Origin of the sequence: Streptomyces racemochromogenes, assembly GCF_039535215.1 — a bacterium.
In the GTDB taxonomy this organism is placed as follows: Bacteria; Actinomycetota; Actinomycetes; order Streptomycetales; family Streptomycetaceae; genus Streptomyces; species Streptomyces racemochromogenes.
Map to the genome: position 1 here is coordinate 6,267,487 of NZ_BAAAWT010000001.1, position 24,067 is coordinate 6,291,553.

Annotated in this window: 21 protein-coding genes and 1 pseudogene; 11 read left to right on the forward strand and 11 right to left on the reverse strand. The window is 73.3% G+C overall.

Translation table 11 applies throughout. The annotated features are described in order from the left end of the window. Positions 1-17 precede the first annotated feature (17 nt). Positions 18-173 (reverse strand): DUF6131 family protein, encoded by a 156-nt coding sequence (locus tag ABD973_RS28855; RefSeq protein WP_164720837.1) that lies wholly within the window; start codon positions 171-173, stop codon positions 18-20. A 790-nt stretch (positions 174-963) separates the two neighbouring features. Between ABD973_RS28855 and ABD973_RS28860 the strand changes: the two are divergent. The 4 genes and pseudogenes from ABD973_RS28860 to ABD973_RS28875 form a co-directional block, all read left to right on the forward strand. Next, positions 964-1,478: pseudogene (locus tag ABD973_RS28860) on the forward strand (LLM class oxidoreductase); the annotation flags it as partial. 48 nt (positions 1,479-1,526) lie between these two features. Then, entirely contained in the window at positions 1,527-2,198 is a 672-nt protein-coding gene (locus ABD973_RS28865) for an HAD family hydrolase (RefSeq protein WP_345502917.1), read from the forward strand. A gap of 412 nt (positions 2,199-2,610) precedes the next feature. Beyond that, the gene (locus ABD973_RS28870; RefSeq protein WP_345502919.1) at positions 2,611-3,153 is read left to right on the forward strand and encodes a hypothetical protein; all 543 of its coding nucleotides are present in this window, start codon (positions 2,611-2,613) and stop codon (positions 3,151-3,153) included. 1 nt (position 3,154) lies between these two features. Beyond that, entirely contained in the window at positions 3,155-3,679 is a 525-nt protein-coding gene (locus ABD973_RS28875; RefSeq protein WP_345502921.1) for a hypothetical protein, read from the forward strand. 81 nt (positions 3,680-3,760) lie between these two features. On the opposite strand, the gene ABD973_RS28880 is transcribed toward ABD973_RS28875, so the two are convergent. The 6 genes from ABD973_RS28880 to ABD973_RS34830 all read right to left on the reverse strand — a co-directional run bounded on the left by ABD973_RS28880 (position 3,761) and on the right by ABD973_RS34830 (position 11,245). After that, positions 3,761-4,513 (reverse strand): ABC transporter ATP-binding protein, encoded by a 753-nt coding sequence (locus tag ABD973_RS28880; protein WP_345502923.1) that lies wholly within the window; start codon positions 4,511-4,513, stop codon positions 3,761-3,763. Next, complete coding sequence (locus ABD973_RS28885; protein WP_241253146.1) at positions 4,492-5,292, reverse strand: ABC transporter permease; 801 nt, start codon at positions 5,290-5,292, stop codon at positions 4,492-4,494. Before ABD973_RS28885 ends, ABD973_RS28880 begins: the two co-directional genes overlap by 22 nt. A 34-nt stretch (positions 5,293-5,326) precedes the next feature. Further along, the gene (locus ABD973_RS28890; RefSeq protein ID WP_164720836.1) at positions 5,327-6,379 is read right to left on the reverse strand and encodes an ABC transporter substrate-binding protein; all 1,053 of its coding nucleotides are present in this window, start codon (positions 6,377-6,379) and stop codon (positions 5,327-5,329) included. 41 nt (positions 6,380-6,420) lie between these two features. Then, on the reverse strand, positions 6,421-9,024 hold the full coding sequence (locus ABD973_RS28895; RefSeq protein WP_345502927.1) for a family 20 glycosylhydrolase: 2,604 nt from the start codon (positions 9,022-9,024) through the stop codon (positions 6,421-6,423). Positions 9,025-9,103: 79 nt separating this feature from the next. Continuing rightward, a complete protein-coding gene (locus ABD973_RS28900) occupies positions 9,104-11,101 on the reverse strand; it encodes an N-acetylmuramic acid 6-phosphate etherase (protein ID WP_345502929.1) in 1,998 nt (665 codons plus the stop codon). A 51-nt stretch (positions 11,102-11,152) separates the two neighbouring features. Further along, a complete protein-coding gene (locus tag ABD973_RS34830; protein WP_386381971.1) occupies positions 11,153-11,245 on the reverse strand; it encodes a putative leader peptide in 93 nt (30 codons plus the stop codon). A 177-nt stretch (positions 11,246-11,422) separates the two neighbouring features. On the opposite strand from ABD973_RS34830, the gene ABD973_RS28905 reads away from it, so the two are divergent. Further along, positions 11,423-12,313, forward strand: a complete 891-nt coding sequence (locus tag ABD973_RS28905) for a MurR/RpiR family transcriptional regulator (protein ID WP_164720835.1) — start codon at positions 11,423-11,425, stop codon at positions 12,311-12,313. Further along, on the forward strand, positions 12,306-13,307 hold the full coding sequence (locus ABD973_RS28910) for an N-acetylglucosamine kinase (RefSeq protein ID WP_345502932.1): 1,002 nt from the start codon (positions 12,306-12,308) through the stop codon (positions 13,305-13,307). The genes ABD973_RS28905 and ABD973_RS28910 overlap by 8 nt, the downstream gene beginning before the upstream one ends. Positions 13,308-13,532: 225 nt before the next feature. Here ABD973_RS28910 and exaC read toward each other — a convergent pair whose 3' ends face one another. Both exaC and ABD973_RS28920 read right to left on the reverse strand, forming a co-directional pair. Then, positions 13,533-15,056, reverse strand: coding sequence for an acetaldehyde dehydrogenase ExaC (exaC, locus tag ABD973_RS28915; protein WP_125820253.1), 1,524 nt, complete (start codon positions 15,054-15,056; stop codon positions 13,533-13,535). A gap of 56 nt (positions 15,057-15,112) precedes the next feature. After that, positions 15,113-16,399, reverse strand: a complete 1,287-nt coding sequence (locus tag ABD973_RS28920; RefSeq protein WP_125820252.1) for a GAF domain-containing protein — start codon at positions 16,397-16,399, stop codon at positions 15,113-15,115. A 196-nt stretch (positions 16,400-16,595) separates the two neighbouring features. Here ABD973_RS28920 and ABD973_RS28925 point away from each other — a divergent pair, with 196 nt between their 5' ends. Then, positions 16,596-17,171: an MOSC domain-containing protein gene (locus tag ABD973_RS28925; protein ID WP_345502937.1), complete on the forward strand. Its 576-nt coding sequence runs from the start codon at positions 16,596-16,598 to the stop codon at positions 17,169-17,171. Positions 17,172-17,378: 207 nt separating this feature from the next. Here ABD973_RS28925 and ABD973_RS28930 read toward each other — a convergent pair whose 3' ends face one another. Further along, entirely contained in the window at positions 17,379-18,167 is a 789-nt protein-coding gene (locus ABD973_RS28930; RefSeq protein WP_125820250.1) for a hypothetical protein, read from the reverse strand. A 144-nt stretch (positions 18,168-18,311) separates the two neighbouring features. Between ABD973_RS28930 and ABD973_RS28935 the strand changes: the two genes are divergently transcribed. Then, on the forward strand, positions 18,312-19,226 hold the full coding sequence (locus ABD973_RS28935; protein WP_125820249.1) for an oxygenase MpaB family protein: 915 nt from the start codon (positions 18,312-18,314) through the stop codon (positions 19,224-19,226). A gap of 68 nt (positions 19,227-19,294) precedes the next feature. Here the strand turns inward: ABD973_RS28935 and ABD973_RS28940 are convergent, their stop codons facing one another. Continuing rightward, positions 19,295-19,912 carry a class I SAM-dependent methyltransferase gene (locus ABD973_RS28940; RefSeq protein ID WP_386381968.1) on the reverse strand — a complete coding sequence of 206 codons (618 nt, stop codon included), beginning with the start codon at positions 19,910-19,912 and terminating at the stop codon, positions 19,295-19,297. Between the two features lie 161 nt (positions 19,913-20,073). On the opposite strand from ABD973_RS28940, the gene ABD973_RS28945 reads away from it, so the two are divergent. The 3 genes from ABD973_RS28945 to ABD973_RS28955 are packed head-to-tail and all read left to right on the forward strand — an operon-like array spanning position 20,074 to position 24,056. Beyond that, entirely contained in the window at positions 20,074-20,934 is an 861-nt protein-coding gene (locus ABD973_RS28945; RefSeq protein WP_345502940.1) for an MHYT domain-containing protein, read from the forward strand. Positions 20,935-20,982: 48 nt separating this feature from the next. Next, positions 20,983-23,613: a sensor histidine kinase gene (locus ABD973_RS28950; RefSeq protein ID WP_345502942.1), complete on the forward strand. Its 2,631-nt coding sequence runs from the start codon at positions 20,983-20,985 to the stop codon at positions 23,611-23,613. After that, positions 23,613-24,056: a roadblock/LC7 domain-containing protein gene (locus ABD973_RS28955; protein ID WP_125820246.1), complete on the forward strand. Its 444-nt coding sequence runs from the start codon at positions 23,613-23,615 to the stop codon at positions 24,054-24,056. The genes ABD973_RS28950 and ABD973_RS28955 overlap by 1 nt, the downstream gene beginning before the upstream one ends. Positions 24,057-24,067: the final 11 nt, after the last annotated feature.

Genomic DNA, 24,067 nt, shown 5'->3' on the forward strand with positions numbered 1-24,067 from the left:
CCGTGGTGGCCGGTCTATTACCAGTAGTGCTTGCGTCCGCCGACGGAATGTCCGAGGGCGCCGAGGATCCAGAGAATGACTCCGATAATGACGAGGATGATGCCGATGGTCCACAGGATGCTGATTCCCGTAACGAAGCCGACGACAAGCAGAATTACGCCGAGGACGATCATGAGGCCCTCCGATTCACTGTGACGCTTCTTCCAGCCTAGGCGGCTTCGTCACCGTCGGCGTGGCGTGCGCGGCGGAGGGCCCTGCCCAGTGCGCGAGGCCTCCGCTGGACGGCAAGCACCGACCAGCACCGCGCCCAGTGGCGTTCACGGGTGGAAGACGTGGGGGCGATGAGGCGGGGTAGGCGGCTGAGGACAGACACCACATAGGAGGCGCGATGACAGGCCGAGAGAGGTCCAGACGCTACCCGCCGACGGCGTCGGCCGAGGCCGTGGGCGAGAGCGGGGGCCGTGAGGTCCGCCGGCAGACGGACGATGCCGCCGTCCGGCCTTCGAGCAGGGTGGAGGACGATGCGGATGCTGGGGGCCACCGTGCCAGGCGGCAGCGTCCCGGTATTGGCCGTGAAGAGCAGAATCGCCCGGATGGCGCCCGGCAGGCGGACTCGGAAGACGGCTGAGACCGCAGTTGCAAGACCGCTCGCACGGTCACCCTTGTTGCCAGTGCATGGGTAACTGGAATTTTCAAGTAATGAATGCGGCGGGCGCCCGAATCGGAGTTTCGTCTGATCCTCCTAAGGTCGACGGACTTCCGGATGGTGATCAGTCGGAGGGGCAGGCGCAAAGCCTCAGCGGTCTGACGGCCCCGTGATCCGTCATAGCGAGCGTGTCGGTCGGTCAAGGAGGTGCGCCATGTCCTGTTCGGCTCTGGCCGGGAGCACGCTGCCGGCCGGCCTGATCGCTCTGCCCGGTGTTTACCGGCCGCAGGCGGACACCCGGCTGCTCGCCGCGGCCCTTCGACGTCGAGAACGCCAGACTCTGGGACCTCCCCGACGAACCACCCCCGACCGGCATCGCCGTCTCCGGAGACCGCTCCTGCGAGATCGCGGGCCACTACGGCGACCTGGTCATCGCCACCGAGCCCAGGACAGAACTGGTGACCGCGTTCGGCGCGTACGGAGGCTCCGGCGCACCACGGGTTGGCCAGCTCCCGGTCTCCTACGACCCCGACCGTGATGCAGCGGTGGCTTGGGCGCACGACCAGTTCCGCTGGGCGCTGGGCGGCTGGAAGGTCAACGCGGAACTCCCCGGCCCCGCGGGTTCGATGAGGCCTCGCAGTACACCAGGCCCGAGGACGTCGCGGCTGCCATCCCCTGCGGCAACGACGTGGACGCCTTCGTCGACGCGGTACGCCCCTACGCCGACGCCGGATTCACAGAGATCGCCCTGGTCCAGATCGGCGGCTACCAACAGGAACCGTTCCTGGACCGGTCCGCCACGAAGCTGCTGCCGGCCCTGGGAGAGCTGTGAGAACGGCCGAACGCAGGCGCGAGTTACCGAGCCGTGTAGGAGGCGGACATGAACCGTGCCGCTCTGTTTGATGTCGACGGTACCCTCGCCGACACCAATCATCTCCATGTCGTCTGCTGGTGGGAGGCCTTGCGGGAGGCGGGCCACGACGTCGCGATGCACGACATCCACCGTGCGATCGGACTCCCCGGCCAGGACCTGCTCGCGCACCTGCTAGGTGAGGACCGGGACACGAGCGAGGACGATGGGCTCAGCGCCGCCCACACCACCCTTTACGGCACCTACTTCGACCGGCTGCCCCCGCTGGACTCGGCAGCCGACCTGCTGCGCGAGCTCGACCGACGGGGTTGGCGGGTCGTCCTCGTCACCTCGGCGAAGGACGCCGAGCTCGATGCTCTCAGACGGGCCGTAGATGCCGACGACGCCATCGCCGCGACGGCGAGCTCCGATGACGTGGACGAGGGCAAGCCCGCTCCTGATCCGGTGCACCACGCCCTCGGCCTCGTCGACGCACCCGCGCGCGGCTCCGTACTCGTTGGTGACACCGTCTGGGACATGCAGGCGGCCTCCCGCGCCGACGTCGCGTGCGTGGGACTGCTCTGCGGCGGTATCCCACAGCGCGACCTTGAGGAGGCCGGGGCCCGAGCCGTCTACCGTCACCCCGCCGACCTGCTCGCACACCTCGACACCAGCCCCTTCGCCGCCGACCACCCTGCTTGAGCCGTGACCCGTCGGGTAGGCGCACGGCGAACGAGAATGCCGGGCACAACGAGGTGATCTGCATGGAACGGTCCACCGGCCCGGAACCTGAAGGCCCCGGGCCCACTCCGGAAGGACCGGATCCGGTACCCCGCGATCCGCGCCCCGCCGGCCCCGGGGGCAAGCCGCCCCCGGCCGACCCACCTGCCGAGCCGCCATCTCCCACGGAACGGCCGCCTGTGCCGGAACCGCCGGACTGACGGCCCGGCGAAGAACCTGACCGGAGGACGGGCAACCACGCCCACAGCGTTCCCATCGGCGCCCTGAGGCGTCGAGGCGTCGGACCCGGGCTGGAGACTCCATAGCTGATCCTGCAGGGACAGGGACAGCCGCATGAATGAATTCGGATGAGGCCCCAGGATGGAGGCCAACCATGTCAACCACCACGCTCATAGTCATCATTGCCATCGCAGCCGTCGTCGTGATCGCGATCGCGGCCGGACTGTGGATGGCTGCCCGTCGGCGGCGTCTGCAGGACAAGTTCGGACCCGAGTACAACCGCACGGTCGAGGCGGAGGGCGGTCGAATGGCCGCCGAACGCGAGCTGCGGGCCCGCGAGGAACGCCACGACAAGCTTGAGATCAAGGAGCTGCCGCCTGAACGGCGAGACCGGTACGCCGTCGAATGGAACAGCGTCCAAGAGCATTTCGTGGACCGACCGGAAGGCTCTGTCGAGGAGGCCGACGCACTGGTGTCGCGGCTCATGAGCGAGCGGGGCTACCCCACAGACGACTACCGCGGTCAGCTCCGTGACCTTTCGGTCGAGCACGGCCGAACCCTGGAGCACTACCGGGCCGCCCACGACGTCAAGGTGCGCAGCGCCGGTCACCAGACGACAACCGAGGAACTCCGCGGGGCGATGGTGCACTACCGCGCCCTGTTCGACGACCTCCTGACCGACCAGAGGAGCCGTTGACATGCAGAACCACGCAAGCAGTAACGAACGAATCGGGGACGCCGGCATCACGACGGAGGACATCGCCCATCCGATGTCGGCTTCGGAGGCCGGAACGGACACCGGTGCGGACGCCGAATCCGGTGGCGCGTCGGCCGACGGGCGGACGCCGCCCGTGTACCCGGGGGAAGCCACCACGGACGCGGCTGCCGAGGGGCGCGACGCCCGCGACAGCGGGGACGGGCCCCCGACGGACCGCGGATCGCAGGCCGGCGTCGATGATCCACTGCTGGGTGCCGAGGACACCGCGGAGTACCACAAGGCGTGGAGCGAGATACAGGGCCGGTTCGTGGACGACCCGCAAGAGGCGGTCAGGTCGGCGGACGCCCTGGTCGCCGAGGTGATGCAGACCCTTGCCCGTTCGTTCTCCGCCCACAAGCAGGGGCTGGAGGAGCAGTGGGGCCAGGGTGAACAGGTTGCGACCGAAGACCTGCGGCTGGCGCTCCAGCACTACCGGTCGTTCTTCAACCGCCTCCTGAACACCTGACCTGCGTCGGCCCCGGTCCATCCGCCGGGACTGGTCCGTGAATGGTCCGGATCTTGGTCCTGGTCGGGGCGGCGGCCGTGTTCAGGTCCCGCCGTGCTCCGTCACTCCCAGGGCGCTGAGGAGCCGGGCGCGTAGTTCGGCTGCCCGGGGATGGGAGGGGTCGGGCTGGGCGGGAAGGCCGGGCCGGAGGTCGTGGCTGATGCGGCCGTGGTCGAGGACGAGCACGCGGTCGGCGAGGGCGAGTGCCTCGTCGATGTCATGGGTGACCAGTAGGACGGCGGGCCGGTGACGTTCGCAGAGCCGACGCAGCAAGGCGTGCATGCGCAGCCTGGTGAGGGCGTCCAGTGCACCGAACGGCTCGTCGAACAAGATGAGTTGCGGTTCGCGTACGAGTGCCCGGGCGAGTGCCGCACGTTGGGCCTCGCCGCCCGAGAGGGTGCCGGGCCAGGCGCGCTCGTGGTCGGCCAGGCCCACCTCGGCGAGCGCCCTGCGGCCCTGTTCACGGGCGTCGGCGGTGGTCAGCCCGAGGATCACGTTGTCGAGGACCCGGGCCCAGGGCAGCAGCCGGGCGTCCTGGAAGGCGACCGATCGTCGGGCGGGTACATCGATGGTGCCACTGCCCTCCGCGTCGTGATCGAGCCGGGCGACGGCGCGCAGCAGGGTGGACTTGCCCGATCCGCTGTGTCCGAGCAGGGCGGTGAACTCCCCGGGGGCGAGGTCGAGGTCGATGCCGTCCAGCACGGTTCGTCCGGCGAACGTGCGGGTGAGCGAGCGTATGCGTGCCGCCGGGGCAGTGGCGGTCGCGGCGGCGGTCAGGACAGGGTGCGGCGCCATGCGAGGGCCTTCCTTTCGAGCAGGCGGACCAGGGTGTCGGAGAGCAGGCCGAGCAGCCCGTAGACGACCAGGCCGACCACGATCACGTCGGTGCGGCCGAAGGTACGGGCCTGGGTCATCAGGTATCCGATGCCGCTGGAGGCGTTGATCTGCTCGCTCACCACCAGCACGAGCCAGGAGATGGTGACCGACATCCGCAGACCGGTGAAGAAGCCCGGGGCCGCCCCCGGCAGGGCGATGCGGCGGAGGAACTGCCCGCGGGACAGGTCCAGGGTCTGGGCCAGTTCGGCGTGGCGGACATCGAGGCCGGTGAGGGCGGCATGGGTGTTGAGGTAGACGGGGACCAGGGTGCCCAGCGCCACCAGGATGACCTTGACCTCCTCGCCGATGCCGAACCAGAGGATGGCCAGCGGGACGAGGGCCAGGATCGGCAGGGACCGGACGAGCTGGACGGTGCCGTCGAAGAGGGCCTCGCCGAGGCGGGAGAGGCCGGCTGTCAGGGCCAGCGCCAGACCGGTGGCCACGCCGAAGGCGAGGCCGAGGGCGGCGCGTTGCAGGGAGATCAGCAGGTGGCGCTGGAGTTCGCTGGTGCCGAGCAGATCGAGGGCGGTGCGCAGGACGTCGGTGGGGGAGGCGAGGGTCTGCGGATCCAGCAGACCGGTGCCCGACGAGGTCCACCAGGCGGTGAGCAGGAGCAGCGGTCCGGCTGCGCGCGCGAAGGGCAGACGGGGTGGGCGGTGGCCGACCGCACGTGTGCGGTGTAGCTGAGCGGTGGTCATGGAGGGTGTCTTTCCTGGTGCGGTCGTACGGGGGTCAGCCGGACGTGGTACGCGCCTGCCGCTGGACCTCCTCGAAGCGGCGGTCGAACTCGCCGGTGACATCGAGCTTTCCGGGGATCGCGCCCGCTTCGGAGAGCAGGTCGGCGATGGCCTGGTGGGCGGCGACGGCTTCGGCGTAGGCGGGGAACGCCGCCGTTCCGGTGTTCGCGAAGATCCGCCCACCCGTGTCGGTGGGGATGTTCTGCTTCTTGACGTAGTAGTCCTGCACCCACTGGTCCTTGTGGGTGTTCTGCCAACCGAGCGCCTTCGTCCAGCGGGCGGAGAAGTCACGCAGGGCGGCGGCCTTCGCCGGGTCCTGGAGCGTCTTGCCCGGGGTGATGAGCAACAGCAGCCCGCTGGTCAGGTCCTTGTCGTCGGTGATCTCGTGGGCGCCCTTCTCGGCGTTGGGGAGCAGGTACTTGGAGGCGAGCGGCTCGGTGAGGGCCGCCGCGTCGACCTGGCCGCTCTGCAGGGCGGCGGGGATGTCCAGGACCTGGAGGTTGACCAGGGTGACGTCGGTGGTCTTGAGGCCGCCCCTCTTCAGGGCGTTCAGCACGGCGGGCTGGAAGGTGGTGCCCTCGGTGTACGCGATCTTCTTGCCCTTGAGCTCGGCGACGGTCTGCGCCGTGGTGCCGGGCGCGGTGACCAGGTGGACGGCGCTGCGGCTGGTCTGTGCCACGCCGACGATCTTGACGTCCTGGCGGGCTGCCTGGGCGAAGATGGCCGGCGTCTCGGAGACGATGCCGACGTCGAGGGAGCCGCCGCGGAATGCTTCCAGGATGGCGGGCCCGCCCTGGAAGGCGTTGTAGCCGAGCTCGTACGGAGCGTCCTGGTCCTGGCCGGAGGATCTGAGGAGCACCTCCAACTGGGCGTTCTGGTCGCCGATCCGCAGTTCGGTGCCGTTCGGGACGGTGGCGGGCAGCGCCTCCTTCGGGGCGGGCGCAACACCGCTCCCGGCCTGCCCAGTGGTGGTGGAGCACCCGGTGAGGGAGAGGACGGCGGCAACGAATACGGGCGCGAAGCGGCGTACGGCGGGGAAGGTGGACAAGGGGGGGCTCCTGGTTCGGTGAGGTTCGGGCAGAGGAAAGATCAGGCTGCGTGGACCTGGAACTCCCAGACGGAGTAGCCGTACTGGGTACCCCGGGCGGTGCCGTAGAGGCGGACGTGGCGTCCGTGGGCGCCCAGTCCGGTGATCTCGTCCGTCCCGCCGTCGGCGGTGGTGGTCGCGTACACGGTGGTCCAGTGGACTGCGTCGTCGGAGACCTGGATCTGGTAGGCCTTGCCGTAGGCGGCTTCCCACTCGATCCGAACGCGGCCGATGGCCGTCGGGGCGCCCAGGTCGACCTGGAGCCACTGGGGGTCGGTGCGGTTGCTCGACCACCGGGTCGTACCGGATCCGTCGACGGCGTAGGCGGGTTCGACCCCGGCGCGGTAGGTGCTGGATGCGGTGACGGGCCGTTTCAGGGCGAGGTTGGCGCCGCCGGTGGCCTGGGCGTAGCGCTCGGCGACCTCGGCGGCGGTCAGGGCCTGGCGGTACAACTGGACCTCGTCGATGACGCCGGTGAACGGGCGCTTGCCGCCGAAGCCGCCGAGGGGGAGCGCGATGGTCTGCGGGAGGGCGGCGGCAGGGGCGCCGTTGGCGTAGAGGGTGGTGCCGCTGCCGGTGGAGACGAGGGTCAGGTGGGTCCACTGCCCCAGCGGCAGTGAGTAGTCGAAGGTGTAGTCGCCGATGCCGTACGCGGTGAGGCCCAGCCGGTGGTCGCTGCCCGTCTGCTCGACCTTGATGGCGGTGTCGGTGTCGCGCAGCAGCACGGTGTCGGTGGCGTCGCCGGTGCGCTTGGCCCAAAGGGAGAGCGTCCAGGGCCCCTGGACGGCCCGGCCGCCGATGCTGAGCGTCTGGCCGCTGCCGGATGTGAAGCCGAGGCCGTTGCCGTTGTGTCCGGTGGCAGGGTACTGGGGCGGGTAGAGCGAGCCGTTGGCGTGGAGGGTGCCGGTGGTGTCGGGCAGCGTGAGCTTCCAGTCGCCGGGGTAGTGGGTCGCGGCGCTCGGTGTGTACGGGCTGTCGAAGGTCCACGTGTGGACGGGTGCGCCGTCGGTGGTCGGCGCCGGCGGGGTGCGGGGCGAGGTGGCGGGCTCGTCCCCGATGGCCCGGAGGTCCTGGGTGAAGGCCGCGTAGCTGCGTGCGGCGGGGTCGGGGTTCCAGGTGCGCTCGCCGAGTTCGGCGCGGCGGCCGTCGAACTGGTCGAGGTAGTAGTCCGTCTGACTGAAGTACAGGTCGTCACCCCAGGCGGCGAGGACCTGGCCGGCGTTGCGCGGATCGGAGACCGGGGTCCAGTCGTATATGTCGCCGCGCGGCACGACCTTGCTCTCGTAGTCGGCCGGGGAGATGTAGAAGCGGGTGTACGGGCCGGTGCGGTAGGCGGAGTCGACCACGTCGTAGCCGAGCGAACGCATCGTGGCGGAGACGGCGGTACTGCCGAAATTCATGATCAGGACGTCGGTGGCGGGCCGGATGGCGGTGCCGTTGACCCAGATCACGGCGCGCTTGCCGTGGGCCCGTACGGTGGACCGCTCGGCCGTGATGAACTGTTCCTGGAGGTCGGCCATGGTGGGCGCGGCAGCGGTCAACTTGGACTTGATGTAGGGGCAGTCGGCCAGGGCGGCAGGTACCTCGTCGTTGCCGAGGTGGACGTAGGGGCCCTGGAACCAGCCGATGAACTCGCCCAGCATGCCCTGCATCCAGGCGGTCGCCGCCGGGTCGGTGAAGTCCAGGGTGCCGGGATCCCCGCAACGGGCGGCGAGCGACCGGTCGGTGCCGCCGAAGGCCGCGTACGGCTGGGCCTTGGTCGGTCCCTGGATCTCAGGCACGATCACCACGTGGTACTGGGCGGCCACCTCCTCGATCCGGGCGATGTCGGCCTGGCTGTAGCGCTGGGCCGGATCGGTCGGGGCGAGCGCGGCATAGGCGGGGCTGTGCAACCGGAAGGCGTTGGCTTGGTTGAACATCAGCTGGATGGTGTTGACCTTGTGCCAGGAGGCCCGGCGGATCTCGTCCTCGATGTCGGCGGGTGCCATGTAACGGCGGCTGACGTCGAAGTGCTCGGCCCGGTAGGCCACCCCGGGCCAGTCACGGGCGGCGCCCTGGGGGATGCCGGGTCCCAGGCGCAGCATCTGCAGCAGGGTGCGGGTTCCGTAGAACACGCCGGAGGACGTGGGGGCGCTGAGGGTGACCCGGGTGTCCGTGGCGGTCAGGGCGTAGCCTTCGGTGCCGAGCCCGGCGTCGGCCGCCACGGCGAGTACGACGTCGCCCGCGACGGGTGCGGAGGTGCGGGCCACCGGCGGGGTGCGCCCCGTGACCGCGGCCAGGTCGGCCGCGAACCGGTCGGCGACCTGCGCCAGCGTACGGGTCGACAGGCGCTCCGAGGTAGCGCCGCTGGTGGAGAGGTCCGCGGTGGCGGGGTCCAGCACGATCCGGGACGTCTCCGTGAACGTGAACTGCCCGGCGCCGCCGGTCCACTGGCGCAGGGCCGGGGTGACGGCGGGAGCGGAGTTGACTCCCGTGGAGGCCGCGAGGGCAGGCGCGGGAGCGGTCAGTGCGCTCGTCGCGATCAGCAGCAGGGTGACGAGGAGGCCGGCCAGCAGCGGGCGGGTGCCGGGGGCGTGCCGGCGCAGGGCGTGCGGGGGTAGGGACATGGTGAAGCCTCTCTGGCGGGGTCCCGCCGGGCATGCGGGACCGTGGGTGCGGCGCGGGCTCGTCCGGTCGGTGGCCGACTCAGGTCGCGGGTGCGGAGTCCCCGGGACATCGGACCGTCAGCGCGGCCACGGCCGCCCGTGCCACCTCGCCGTGTACCGCCAGCGCGGCGCGTGCCTCCTGCGTATCGGCCCCCGTCAGCAGCACCACCAGGGCGGTCTTGAGCTCGCCCCCGGCTTCTTGCAGTACGGCACGGCAGGTCCCGGGATCCGCGCCGGTCGCCTGGGCGAGCAGGGTGAGCTTGCGGCCGGCCAGCTTGGCGTTGGTCGCCGCCAGATCCGTCATCAGGTTGGACCAGGTCCGCCCGAGCCGGACCATGACGGCGGTGGAGAAGCTGTGCAGCACCAGCTTCTGTGCGCTGCCAGCCTTCATCCGGGTCGAGCCGGTGATGGCCTCCGGCCCGGTGTCGGTGCAGACGTGCAGGTCGGCGGTACGTGCGAGCGGCGCGTCGGGGTTGCAGCTGACCAGGACCGTGGTGGCCGCGGCGGCGCGGGCGGCGGCCAGTGCCCCGGCCACGTACGGGGTGCGCCCGCTGGCGGCCAGGCCGAGCACGACGTCCCGGGCGGTGACCTGGGCCAGCGCCCGGCGTCCGGCGGCCTCGTCGTCCTCGGCGTTCTCCGCGGCGTGGGCCAGCGCGGTCGGCCCGCCGGCCAGATGGGCCACGATCCTGCCCGGTTCCAACCCGTAGGTGGGGGCGAGCTCGGCGGCGTCGAGAACGGCGTAGCGGCCGGAGGAGCCGGCGCCGACGTAGTGGACTCGGCCGCCCGCCCTGAGCGCCGCCACGGCCGCGTCCACGGCGAGGGCGAGCGTGGGCAGAGCGCGGGCGACGGCGGCGGGGACCCGCGCGTCCTCCGCGTTGATCGCACGGAGCAGCTCGTCCGTGGGCAGCCGGTCGATGCCGACGGTGGCGGGGTTGCGCCGCTCGGTCGGCGGCAGCGGAGGATGCTCCCGGCCGTCCTCAGTCCGCAGGTGTTCCGCGAGCAGTGGCAGTCCCGTTCCGTCCAACCCCTCACCGGGGAACAGGCACAGGCCGCCGTCGCCGGAGGCGTCCAGCGCGGAGCGCACCGCCCCGACGAGGTCGGTGACGGTGATCTCCGGCCCCCAGTCGGCACCTCGGGCGAGCACGGGCGAGTTGGTCGTCTGTACCATCGGCACCACGGCCGTCGGACCGCTGTCGGTACGCACAGACCGGGCGACCAGGCCCACGAACGCGGGCTCCCGGTGCAGGATCGCGTGGTAAGACATCGGCAGCACGGCGTCGACGAGCGGCGCCAGCTCGGCGACGCACTGCCCGACCAGGCGGCGGCGCTGCTCGCCATCCTCCGCGGGGACCAGGAAGAGGCCGGTCCACAGCCCCGGCCGGGCGGACCGAATCGCGTCGGTGAGCCTGCGCGTCACGTCGGTGATCACTTCGCAGCGGTACCGGTGCCACGCCTCCTCGTGGTGGGCGTGCAGGTGCCCCGCCTTAGCCGACGGCGAGCCGCTGGGCAGCGCGATGCCGGTGCGCCGGGTGAAGTCGTCCAGCGTGTGCGGATCGTACGAGGAGCGGCGCGGTGCGGCGCCGGGGCGAAGCTCCAGCTCCCAGTGCAGCGGCCATCGCAGGAAGTCCAGCACCAGCCCGTCCAGCAACGGGGAGACTGCCAACAACCCGCACCGGTCGGCGAGTTCGGTGATGTACGCCTGATCGGTCGGGACGAGGCCCGTGTACCACTCCATGCGCTGCCATGGCCGTCCGTCGCCGGAGACCGGGTACAGGTTGGGGCGCTGCTCGGCGGCGGGGCGTGCGTGGTCACTGAAGCAGGCGACGCTGCCGAGCAGACTCAGGCCCGCCGTGCGGCAGGCGCGGGCCAGCTCAGGGGTGACGGATTCGGCCTTGGTGATCAGGGCGTTGAGGCCGGAGGCCGCGTACTCGGTGAGCATCCGATCGCGCTCGCTCTCGGTGAGCGCGGTCAGGGTGCGGTCGAATACGTAGGCGGCCCGCAGCGGCCGTCCGGGCGCATGGGAAGCCGGGGCGGTCACGGGTTCTTCCTCGGAGGTGAGGTGGGGGCCGCGTCGCGGCCCGGGGCAGTGTCAGCGGGCAGAGGTGACGCATCGACAGGTCGCGCTTGCAACGCGGCAGAGGTCGACGTGGGCACGGATGGTCAGCGCGACAGAGTGGTACACCTCGCTGGCCCTCCTTCACCGGGCAGACGGAACACTGCGGACACGCCGTGGAGTTGACACCCCTGAGCGATGTGGAGGATTCTTGCACGACAAGTTTGAGATGTGGAAGAGCAACATCTCCGAATCTCGCATTCCGAACCCCCAACCCCTGACCCCCGGCGCCCAGGAGGAACCCGCGTGGACCGGCCGACCGCCCAGGCCCTGATCGTGCAGCTACGCGGACGGCTGCCCTCCCTCTCACCCGCCGAGCGCGCCATCGCCGATCTGGTCCTCGCCGACCCGGCGGGCACCGCCACGCTCAGCATCAGCCGCCTCGCCTCCGCCGCCGGAGTGTCCGATACCTCCGTCACCCGTTTCTGCCGCGCCCTCGGCCTGAGCGGCTACCCCGACCTGCGCCTGGTGCTGGCCGCCGCGCAGCTGGCCGGCGGCGAGGAATTCGCGGTGCGGATCGGAGCCGGAGACGACATCGCCGACGACGACGAAACCGCCACCGTGGTCGCCAAGGTCGCCCGCCTCGATGCACGCGCCGCCCAGGACACCGCCGAACAGCTCGACCTGCGCGTCCTCGACGAGCTGGTCGACCGGATCGCGGCCGCCCGGCGGATCGAGATCTACGCGGCGGGGTCCGGCGCCGTGGTGGCAGCCGACCTGGAGTACAAGCTCCAGCATCTCGGACTCGCCGCCACCGCCCGATCCGATGTCCACCGCTCACTGATGGGTGCCGCCCACCTGCGCGCCGGGGACGTCGCCATCGGCATCTCCTACTCCGGCCGCACCGGCGAGGTGATCGACCCGCTCGCCGAGGCCGCCCGGCGCGGAGCCACCACCGCCGCCCTCACCAGTGACCCCCTGTCTCCGCTGGGAAAGAGCGCCCGACTGCTCCTCACCTTCGCCGGCCGGGAGACCGCCTTCCGGACCGGCGCCACCGTCAGCCGGATCGCCCAACTCGTCGTGGTCGACTGCCTGTACGTCAGGCTGGCCCAGCGCCAGGACCTGGCAGCGGGCGAGGCGCTGCACCGGGCCCACGTAGCCGTTCAGGGACGCCCCCGGAGGCCGAGTCATGAGTGACGGAACCCGGGTGGCCGGGGTGGACATCGGCGGCACCGGCCTTCGGATGGCCCTCGCCCGAATCGACGAACACGGCCACCCCCGGATCGAAGCCACCGCCGAACGCGCCACGCCCACCGGCACCGGGCCGCGCGGCATCGACGCCGAGGCCCTGCTGCGCACCCTGCTCCCCGCCCTCGACGGCCTGCTCGCCGAGACCGGAACAGCGACCGTGGACACCCTCGCCGTCGGTTCCACCGGCATGGCGACGCTCGGCCAGGACCTCGCCGCCCGCCTGCCGGGCCCGCTCGCCGAGCACGCGGGATCCCGTCGTCTGGTGCTGGCCGCCGACGCGGTCGCCGCCTACGCGGGCGCCCTCGGTGCCCGGCCGGGCGTGGTGGTCGCCGCCGGAACGGGCGTGATCGCACTGGGCACCGACCTGACCACCGGGTGGCGGCGCGCCGACGGCTGGGGCCACCTGCTCGGCGATTGCGGAGGCGGCGCCTGGATCGGCCGCGCCGCAGTCGACGCCGCCCTGCGCGCCCACGACGGCCGGGCGGGCGGATCCCCCGCGCTCCTGGCCCGCGTACTCGACCGGTTCGGCCCGGTCCCCGGCCTCCCGGCTGCCCTCCAGCTGCGCCCCGACCGGGCCGGGCTCCTCGCCTCCCTGGCGCCCGACGTCGCCGAGACCTCCGGGGCAGGAGACCCGGTCGCGACCGGCATCCTCGGTCGCGCCGCCGAGGAGATCACGGACACGGCAGCCGCGGCCGCGACCGGCCTCGACGCCCCCCGGATCGCCCTCACCGGCCGCCTCTTCCACCTGGACGGCCTGCGCGAGGCTGTGTCCGACCGGCTGTCGTCCCGCATCCCCGGTGCCCGCCTCCACACCCCCGAGGGCGACCCCCTCCTCGGCGCTCTCCGGCTGGCAACCGCAGCCACCCACGGGGAGCTGCCGTGGCCCGCCGGTCCGCCACTGCTCCACGTCATCGACGGCGTGCTACGGGCAGGCAGGTGAAGCCGCGGCGCGACGGCCGCGGTCGTGTCCGACGTAACCATGACTGCTGACGACGGTCACTGGAGCCGGTGGGCGCTGGCCGGGATCTGGTCCGTGACTGGTCCGGGAGGAATGCCTGATCGAGTCCTCCGGCTACGTATTGTAGTCATTCCGCGCCGATCAGTGTCTGATCGATAAGGGCTCCTGGGGGGGGGAACCTCCCCTCCAGGAGCCCGACTTCACGCTCTAGAAGAATCCGAGCTTCTTGGGGGAGTAGCTGACTAGGAGGTTTTTGGTCTGCTGGTAGTGCTCCAGCATCATCTTGTGGGTCTCGCGGCCGATGCCCGACTGCTTGTAGCCGCCGAACGCCGCGTGTGCGGGGTAGGCGTGGTAGCAGTTCGTCCAGACGCGGCCCGCCTGGATGGCGCGGCCCGCGCGGTAGGCCGTGTTGATGTCGCGGCTCCAGACGCCCGCGCCCAGGCCGTAGGCCGTGTCGTTGGCTATGCGGATGGCGTCGTCGAAGTCGTGGAAGGAGGTCACCGACACGACGGGGCCGAAGATCTCCTCCTGGAAGATCCGCATCCGGTTGTCGCCCTCGAAGATGGTCGGCTCCACGTAGAAGCCGCCCGCCAGGTCGCCGCCGTGGTCGATGCGGCCGCCGCCCGTGAGGACCTTCGCGCCCTCCCGCCGGCCGATCTCCACGTACGAGAGGATCTTGCGCAGCTGCTCCTCCGAGGCCTGGGCGCCGATCATCGTGTCCGTGTCCAGGGGGTGGCCCGGGACGATGAGCTCGGTGCGCGCCACCGCCGCGTCGAGGAAGTCGCCGTACCGGCCGCGCTCGATGAGCGCGCGCGACGGGCTCGTGCACACCTCGCCCTGGTTCAGGGCGAACATCGTGAAGCCCTCCAGGGCCTTGTCGCGAAGGTCGTCGTCCGTCGCCCAGATGTCGTCGAAGAAGATGTTCGGGCTCTTGCCGCCGAGCTCGAGCGTCACCGGCTTCAGGTGCTCCGCCGCGTACTGCATGATCAGGCGGCCCGTGGAGGTCTCCCCGGTGAAGGCGACCTTCGCCACGCGCGGGCTCGACGCCAGGGGCTTGCCGGCCTCCTCGCCGAAGCCGTTGACGACGTTCACGACGCCCGGCGGCAGCAGGTCGGCCACCAGGCTCAGCCAGTAGTGCACCGAGGCCGGGGTCTGCTCCGCCGGCTTGAGGACCACCGTGTTGCCCGCCGCCAGCGCCGGGGCCAGCTTCCACACGGCCATCAGGATCGGGAAGTTCCACGGGATGATCTGGCCGACCACGCCCAGCGGCTCGTGGAAGTGGTACGCCACCGTGTCGTCGTCGAGCTGGCTGAGCGCCCCCTCCTGGGCGCGCAGCGCCCCCGCGAAGTAGCGGAACTGGTCGATGGCGAGCGGCACGTCGGCGGCGAGCGTCTCGCGGACGGGCTTGCCGTTCTCCCAGGTCTCCGCGACGGCGAGGGCCTCCAGGTGCTGCTCCATCCGGTCCGCGATGCGCAGGAGGATCGTGGAGCGCTCGGTCACGGACGTGCGGCCCCAGGCCGGGGCCGCCGCGTGGGCGGCGTCCAGGGCCCGCTCCACGTCCTCCGCCGTGCCGCGCGCGACCTCGGTGAAGGGCCGGCCGGTGACGGGGGAGGGGTTCTCGAAGTACCGGCCGCTGGCCGGCTCCACGTACTCCCCGCCGATGAAGTGGCCGTAGCGGGACGCGTATGACATCAGCGCGCCCTCGGTGCCGGGTGCCGCGTAACGGGCCATGGGTGTCCTCCCCTTGCCGGGCGCCGGCCGCCGTCGGCCGGCACTCGGCGAGGACGCTAGGGGCGGGCAGGTTGCGGGTACGTTGCACGCCCGCCGCCGAGCTCCTCGTCGAGGGAGCGTACGCGGGCCAGCGCGGCCGGCCGGCCCTGCGACGGCAGGGCTCCGGCCAGCGCCCGCCACACCTCGGGATCCTCCGCGCCCCACGGGCTGCACACCCAGTCGGCCAGCAGCCCCGGATCCGCCCGGGCGATCACCGCGGCCCGCGCCTGCTCCTCGATCCGCCGCCGCAGCCGGACGACGCCCGGGGCCGAGGAGGCCGGCAGCAGCGGGCCCGGATAGCGGGTGAGGGCGGCGGAGACGGCCCCCGCCGCCAAGTGCCGGGTCACGGCCGTGAAATCGGCCTCCAGGGGGACGGCGGTGCGGTACGGGCGGGAGAGCAGGTTCCCGGCGCCGAGCAGGGCGCGCAGCCGGGACATCTCCGCCCGCAGCGTCACCGCCGCCACCGACTCCTCCTCGTACAGGGCGAAGGCCAGCTCCTCCCCGGACAGCCCCTCGGGGTGGTGCGCGAGCAGCGTCAGGATCTCGCTGTGCCGCCGCCCCAGCGGGATCCGCCGGCCGCCGAGCACCAGCAGCGCCTCGTCCCGCCCGAGCGCGGCGAGGGTGTCGCGGGGGGCCGGCGGTTGCGGCGCAAGCAGCGCCAGCTGGGCCTCGGCGGCCCGCGCCACCGCCTGGACGAACGCCAGCGAATGGGGGTGGGCCAGCCCGTCGCCGCCGGTGATGTCGACCGCCCCGAGCACCCGGCCCGTGCCGGGATCCCGCACCGGGGCCGCCGCGCACGTCCAGGGGTGCACGAGGCGGCTGAAGTGCTCCGCGCCGAAGACCTGTACCGGCTCCCCGACGGCGACCGCCGTGCCGGGCGCGTTGGTCCCCATCGCCGCCTCCGCCCAGCGCGTGCCCGGTACGAAGCCGAGCCGCTCGGCGCGGCGCAGGGTGGCCGTCTCCCCCTCGACCCAGAGCAGCTCGCCGCGGGCGTCGCACACCGCGAGCAGATGGGCCCCGCGCGCCGCGAACGCCCCCACCAGATCCCGGAACAGCGGCATCACCGGCGCCAGCGGGTGCTGCTCCCGGTAGGCCGGCAGCTCCGCCTCCGGCCGGGCCCGCCGGGGCGCGGACTCCGGGCTGACCCGTGCCCGGGCGCACCGCCGCCAGGACTGCGCGATGACGGCCCGGACCGGCGGCTCGACGAGGCCGTCCCGGGTGAAGGCCTCGTGCGCCCGCCGCAGGACGCGCGTGCGCTCGACGGGGTCGGCCCCGCCCGGCAGCGCCAACGACGGATCACCCATGTCACCCTCCCGAGGGGTCCTGGAGCCGGGTACGCGAAGGGCCCATCGTCATGCGGCTCCCGGACCCCGGCAAGCGTCGCGTCGGCCACTCGGCGACGGAACCCGGCCGGGAACACGCGGCCGCGCCCGCACGTTGACCCTGGCGGAAGCGCAAGTTCGGCCGCCGGGGGCGGCAGGGGGGACGGGGGACTTTCTCATGAGCACCACCACGGGGCACGGCACGGCGGCGACCGGGGCGACGGTCGTGGCCGTCAGCAGCAACGCCGAGTACTCCTTCACCAAGCCCAACCGGGAGAGCATCACGCTCCTCGCCGGCCTCGGCGTCGAGGGCGACGTCCACGCCGGGGTCACGGTCAAGCACCGCTCGCGCGTGGCGCAGGACCCGACCCTGCCCAACCTGCGCCAGGTCCACCTGATCCACCGGGAGCTGTTCGACGAGGTCGCCGAAGCCGGCTTCAGCGTCGCCCCGGGTCAGCTCGGGGAGAACGTGACCACCCAGGGCATAGACCTGCACGCCCTTCCGACGGGCACGCTGCTGCGCATGGGCGCGGAGGCGGTGGTGGAGGTGACGGGCCTGCGCAATCCGTGCCCCCAGATCAACGCCTTCCAGGACGGCCTGCTCAAGCGGGTCGTCGGCCGGGACGAGGAGGGCCGGGTGGTCCGCAAGGCCGGGATCATGGGCGTGGTCCGCCAGGGCGGCACGATCCGCCCCGGCGACCCCATCACCACCACCCTCCCGCCCCTCCCGCACGTCCCGCTCGAACGCGTCTGACGGTGGCGGGGCGCCCCGGTCCTGGACACGGCGGCCCGAGGCATCGCGAGGGGCAGGCGCGTCGTCGGCCGCGGGGGCAGACGGGGGCGTGACGCCAGACCCCCGTAGTAGTCCCGCATCAGGGCCGTCGCCCACGGGGCAACCAGGACTGGCCGCTGGTCGGGATCGGGCCGTGGCCCGCACCCCGTGCCCCCGCACCCCGGGTGCTCAGGCCGGCCGGGTCGCCACGCCGTCCAGTGCCGCCAGCAGGCCGGAGAGTTCCGGCAGCCCGGCCTCACCTTCGCCGGGGACGGAGAGGACCCCGCCCGGTTCCTCGTCCAGCAGGACGAACGCCGGTCCGCCCGTCCGGGCCACCAGCGACCAGCCGGGCCCGTCGGCCCGCAGGGTCCGTACGCCCTCGTCCGCGAAGGCCGACCGGACCCGCCCCGGCGGCGGGGCCTGCCGCACGTACCCGGCGGCCTCCTCCAGCGCCCGCGCGAGCCCGGGGTGCGCGGCAGCCGCCGCCCCGCCGTCCTCCGCGACGCGCTCGCGCCAGTCCGCCCACTCGCGGGCGATCTGGTCCGCGCCCAGGCGCCGCTGCACCGGACCCCACGCGTCCGCCGACGGCGGTGCCAGCGGCACCCGCCCCGTGCCGTCCGCACCCTGTTCCGGGTCGTGCGGCTCGGGGATGCCCGCCGTCGACACCGTCAGCTCCAGCGGCCAGCCCGCCAGCGAGGCCACGATCGTCCGCTCGTCGGGGGACAGGTCGTACTCGATGCCGCAGTCCCAGGAGGCGATGGCCGCGGCCACGAGCGAGACGTCGTCCACGACGACCGTCCAGCGCGCGCCCTCCTCGTCCTGTCCCAGCACCAGCCCGTACCCGTCGGCGGCCGGCTCCACGCCCAGATGCGCGCACGCCTCGGGGAAGTCGTCGCCGAGCACCGCCGGAAACTGCGCGGGGGTCAGCAGCACGGCCGTCAGCACGTACAGCGAGCCCCCGTCCTCCTCATCGGACACGTGGCCTCCCGGTGCCTCCCGATCGCGTTCTCGTCGGCGCACCTTAACCAGCGGGTAACTCGCCCGTCGAGACCCGACGGGCATCGATTTCCAAGGCCGCCACCTGCACGTAGAGTTGGGGACCCGCCACAGAAAGGGAGACCGGTGCAGCGTTACGACCGGCTGAGGGAGATCCTCCGGCTCGACCCCGACAAGGACTTCCTCGCCATCTACCGGCTCACCGCCACCTACGAGTTCCCCTGGGACTTCACCCGCGCCCTGGAGCTCGCGCTCTTCCGGACCTACGCCGTCCCCTCCATCGGGGCCCTCCTCGCCGAGACCGCGGAGTTCACCGAGCGCGCCCAGAAGCGGTACGACGACACCTCCCTGCTCCTCGACGCGGTCGTCGAGCACGGCTTCGAGAGCGACACCGCGCGCACCGCGATCCGCCGCGTCAACCAGATGCACCGCAGCTACGACATCTCCAACGACGACATGCGCTACGTCCTGTGCACCTTCGTGGTGATCCCGGCGCGCTGGCTCGACGTCTACGGCTGGCGCCCGCTGACCCACCACGAGCGCCGGGCCTGCGCCCACTACTACGCGGCCCTCGGCCGGCACATGGGCATCACGGACATCCCGGGCTCCTACGAGGAGTTCGAGGCCACCCTGGACGCCTACGAGGAGGCCCACTTCGGCTGGGACGCGGGTGGCCGCGCGGTCGCCGACTCCACCCTCGACCTGATGGCCTCCTGGTACCCGGCGCCGCTCGCCCCCGCCGTGCGCCGCGCGAGCCTCGCCCTGCTCGACGAGCCGCTGCTGACCGCCTTCCGGTACGAGACCCCCCGCCCCGGCCTCCAGCGGCTGGTCCGGGGCGCGCTGCGGCTGCGCGGGCGGGCGGTGCGGCTGCTGCCCCCGCGCACCGCCCCGCACTACGCGCGCCAGAACCCGGAGATCAAGGGATACCGCGACGGCTACGACGTCGGCGAGCTCGGCACGTTCCCCGTGCCCGGCGCCGGCGGCTGTCCCGTGCCGCACCCGCGCCGCCCGGCCGGAGCCGACGCCCAGCCCCCGGCCTAGCCCAGGGCAGGCCTAGCCCAGGGCAGGCCCGGGCCCGGCTCCGGGTGCGGCCCGTGCGCGCGCCCCGTTCAGGCCGCGCGTACGGCCAGGACCAGGAAGCGGGCGTCCTCGTCGGCGTACGAGGTCATCCGCCAGCCGGAACCGGACAGCAGCGGGCCGAGGTTGTGCTCGGCCCGCAGGTCGTCCGGGGTCAGCTCGCGGCCGTGGCGCGCGGCGAGCGCGGCTCGCCCGATGGGGTGAAAGAGCGCGAGCCGGCCCCCGGGCCGGACCACGCGGGCGAGCTCGCGCAGGTTCTCGGCGGGATCGGGCAGGTGGGCGATCAGCCCGGCGGCGAAGACCGCGTCCAGCGCCCCGTCCCGCAGCGGCAGCCGGGCCACGTCCGCCCGCAGCAGGGTCCCCTCGCGGTCGCGGCCGGCCCGTCGCGCCTCGGCCAGCATCTGCGCGGTCAGGTCCACTCCGAGCACCGTTCCGGACGGACCCACGGCCGCGCGGAGCGGGACCAGCGCCCGGCCCGTCCCGCAGCCCGCGTCGAGCACCCGCTCCCCGGGCCCCACGCCGAACTCCGCCACCGCGGTCGCGAAGGCGGGCCCGTCCTGCGGGAACTTCCCGTCCCAGGCGGCCGCGCGGGCCCCGAAGAACTCCTGCACACGCGTGTGGTCTTCGTTCGTACGACTCATACGGCTCATGCGCACATGATCCCGCACCCTCACGACCTCTGCGGACCGTGCACAAGGTGACACGTGGGGTGATCGGAGATGAACGTCTCTCTGTCATATTCCAGCAGTTGCAGCGTCTTTCGAAATGCGCCCCTTGTTCGCGCCCTCACCCGGACTAGCGTCCCGTGGCCATGGGACACCTGGACCACGCCGCCTATGGCTGGCTGACACCCGCACTGTCGTACGTGATGGCGTCGATCGGCGCCGCCCTCGGCCTGCGCTGCACCGTCCGCGCGCTCGCCGCTACCGGCGCCTCCCGCCGCAACTGGCTCCTCACCGCCGCCTCCGCCATCGGCACCGGCATCTGGACGATGCACTTCATCGCCATGCTCGGCTTCCACGTCACCGGCACCGAGATCCACTACAACGTGCCGCTGACCCTGCTGAGCCTGCTCGTCGCCATGGTCGTCGTCGGCGCCGGGGTCTTCGCCGTCGGCTACGGCAGGGACCGCGGCCGCTCCCTCGTCCTCGGCGGCCTGACCACCGGACTCGGGGTCGCGAGCATGCACTACCTCGGCATGGCCGCCCTGCGCCTGCACGGGCGGATCGCGTACGACCCGCTCACCGTCGGCCTCTCGGTCGCCATCGCCGTCGTCGCCGCCACCGCCGCCCTGTGGGCCGCCCTCAACATCAAGTCGCCGGTCGCCGTCGCCGTGGCCTCCCTCGTCATGGGCGCCGCCGTGAGCAGCATGCACTACACCGGGATGATCGCCGTCTCCGTCCGCGTCACCCCCTCGGACGCGGCCCTGCCCGGAGCCACCGCCCTGCAGTTCATCTTCCCGCTCGCGGTCGGGCTCGGCTCCTACCTCTTCATCACCGCCGCCTTCGTGGCGCTCTCCCCGACGGCGGACGAGCGGGCGGCGTCGGCCGCCGCGCCCGGCGTTCCCGCGGCGGCTTCCGGTGGGGCGGCTTCCGGTGGGGCGGCTCCCGGCTCGGCGGCACCCGGCGCGGCGGCTCGGCGGCTCGGCGAAGGCGCCCTCCCCTCCCGCTGACCCCCGACCGTCCCCTGAGGATCCGTACCGCCCCGGAACGAGGAGCCCATGCGCAGACCCCGCAGCAGACCGGAAGCCGCGCCGCCGCGGCTGCCCGACCCCCCCTCGCGCGGCCGCCGCGCGCACGCCGGTCCCCCCGCCGCGGAACCGCCGGAGCACGCGCCCCGCCCCGCCCCCTCCGTGGGCCCCGGCCGGGGCCGGGCCGGCGGGCCGTGGGAGCGGCTGCGGCCCGCCACCGTCCGGGCGAAGATCGTCTCCCTGCTGATGGTCCCGGTCGTCTCCCTGCTCGCCCTCTGGGGCTTCGCCACCGTCAGTACCGCCCAGGACATGGCGCGGCTCAGCCGGATCCGCCAGGTCGACGCCGAGATACGCACCCCCGTCGCCGCCGCCCTCACCGAGATCCAGGCCGAGCGCCGGGCCGCCGTCCGCTTCCTGGCCGACCCCGCCTCCGGCGAGGCCTCCGCCCTCGACCAGCAGGCCCGCCGCACCGACGAAGCCGTACGCCGGCTGCGCCTCGGCGACCGGCACACCGTCGCCGACTCCGGCGACTACCGCACCGACACCGTCGCCCGCCTCGGGGCCTTCGTCGCCGCCGCGGAGGCCCTCGGCCCCGCCCGCAAGGACGTCGCCGCCCGCCGCGCCACCCCCGAGGGCGCCTACGAGACGTACACCCGCGTCGCCGACTCCGCCCTCGCCGCCGAGGGCGCCCTCTCCGGCGGCTCCGACGCCGAACTCGGCGCCGACGCCCGGGTACTGCTGGAGTTCGCCCGGGCGGGCGAGCTGCTGTCGCGGGAGGACGCGCTGCTGGCCCTGCCCGGCCCCCGCACCGCCGACGCGCAGCGCCGCCTGGCCGGCGCCGTGGAGGCCCGCCGCACCCTCACCGCCGCCACCGCGCGGGACCTGCCGGCGCCCCAGCGTTCCGTCTGGGAGGCCGTGTCGAAGGGCACCCCCTACGCCGAGCTCACCGCCGCCGAGGACCGGGCCCTGGCAGCGGCCCCCGCACCGGCCCCGAACCCCGTCCCCGCCGCCGCGACCTCGGCCCCCGCGGCGTCTGCGGCCGCCTCGGCGGCGCGCGAGGTGCGCGGCGTGCCCGCCGGCTGGGACTCCGCCTACACGGCCGTGAGCGGCTCGATGCGCGAGGTGCGCCAGGCCGCGCACGCCCGGTCCGCCGGACTCGCCGACCCGCTCGCCGAGGGCGCGTTCAGCCCGGCCGGCGCCGCGGTGCTGCTGGGCCTGGCGGCGGTCGCGGCCTCGCTGGTGATCTCCGTACGCATCGGCCGCGCCCTGGTGGTGGAACTGGTGTCGCTGCGCAACACCGCACTGGAGATCGCCCACCGCAAGCTCCCGCAGGCCATGGAACGGCTGCGCGCCGGACGGGCCGAGGACATCGACGTGGAGGCCGAGGCCCCGTCCGGGCCGCCCGCCGAGGACGAGATCACGCAGGTCGGCGAAGCCCTCTCCACCGTCCACCGGGCCGCCCTCAGCGCCGCCGTCGAACGCGCCGAACTCGCCGACGGGGTGAGCGGGGTCTTCGTCAACCTCGCCCGGCGCAGCCAGGTCCTGGTGCACAAGCAGCTCGACCTCCTCGACTCGATGGAGCGCCGGGCCGACGACCCGGGCGAACTCGGCGACCTCTTCCGCCTGGACCACCTCACCACCCGGATGCGCCGCCACGCCGAAAGCCTGATCATCCTCTCGGGCGCGGCCCCGGGCCGGGCCTGGCGGATGCCGGTGCCGCTGACCAACGTGGTGCGCGCCGCCGTCTCGGAGATCGAGGACTACCCGCGCGTGGAGGTCCACCGGCTCGCCGAGGCGGCCGTCAGCGGCGGATCCGTCGCCGACCTCACCCATCTGCTCGCCGAACTGATCGAGAACGCCACCCAGTTCTCCCCGCCGCACACCCGGGTCCGCGTCAGCGGCGAACCCGTCGGCGCCGGCTACGTCCTGGAGGTCGAGGACCGCGGGCTCGGCATGGGCCGCGAGGCGCTCGCGGAGGCCAACCGCCGGATCGAGCACTGCGAGGACCTCGACCTCTTCGACAGCGACCGCCTCGGCCTGTTCGTGGTCAGCCGGCTCTCGGCGCGCCACGGGATCCAGGTCCACCTGCGGCCCTCGCCGTACGGGGGCACCACCGCCGTGGTGCTGCTGCCCAACCCCCTGCTCCAGGGGGCGATCGAGGCCCCGCCCGCCGCTGTCGGTCCGGAGCCGGAGCCCTCTCCCGGGCGGACGCCGGAGCCCGCGCCCGGCGCCGCGCACGCCTCCGCGCCGTCGGCGGTGCCGGCGCCGTCGGCCGGGCGCGCGCCGTCGGCCGTGCCCGCGTCCGACGCCGGGCCGCGGCCGGCCCCGCTACCCGCCCCCGTGGCCCCGCTGCGGCCGCGCGGCCCCGGCGGCACGGTCCTCCGTACCGCGCCGTCGGCCGTGCCCGCGGCCGTGCCCGAGCCGACCGCTCCGGCCGCCTCGGTGACCGAACTGCCGCGCCGCGTACGCCAGGCCAGCCTGGTCCCGCAGCTGCGCGAGGCACCCGCGGCCGGCCGGGCCCCGGACGGCGCACGGCCCGCCGCGGACCACCCGGAGCGCAGCCCGGAGCAGGCGCGCGACCGGATGGCCGCCTACCGGGCCGGGTGGGCGCGCGGCTCCCGGGACGATTCCCCCCACGCAGGCACCGAAGGAGAAGTGTGATGACCGAACACCACAGGACCGCCCTCGACGGCGTCCGCGGATCCGGTGAACTGGACTGGCTCCTCGACGAACTCGTCATGCGGGTCCGCGAGGTCCGCCACGCGGTGGTGCTGTCCAACGACGGGCTGGCGGTGGGCTCCTCCAGTGCCCTCGGCCGGGAGGACGCCGAGCACCTGGCGGCGGTCGCCTCCGGCTTCCACAGCCTCGCCAAGGGCGCCGGCCGGCACTTCCGCGCCGGGACCGTGCGGCAGACGATGGTCGAGATGGACGAGGGGTTCCTCTTCGTCGCGGCGGCCGGGGACGGCTCCTGCCTGTCCGTCCTCAGCACCGCGGGCGCCGACATCGGGCTGATCGCGTACGAGATGGCCCGGCTGGTCAAACGGGTCGGCGAACACCTCTACGCACCGCCCCGGTTCGCGGTCCGCCCCCCGGCCGCCGGGTGAGGACGGCGGTC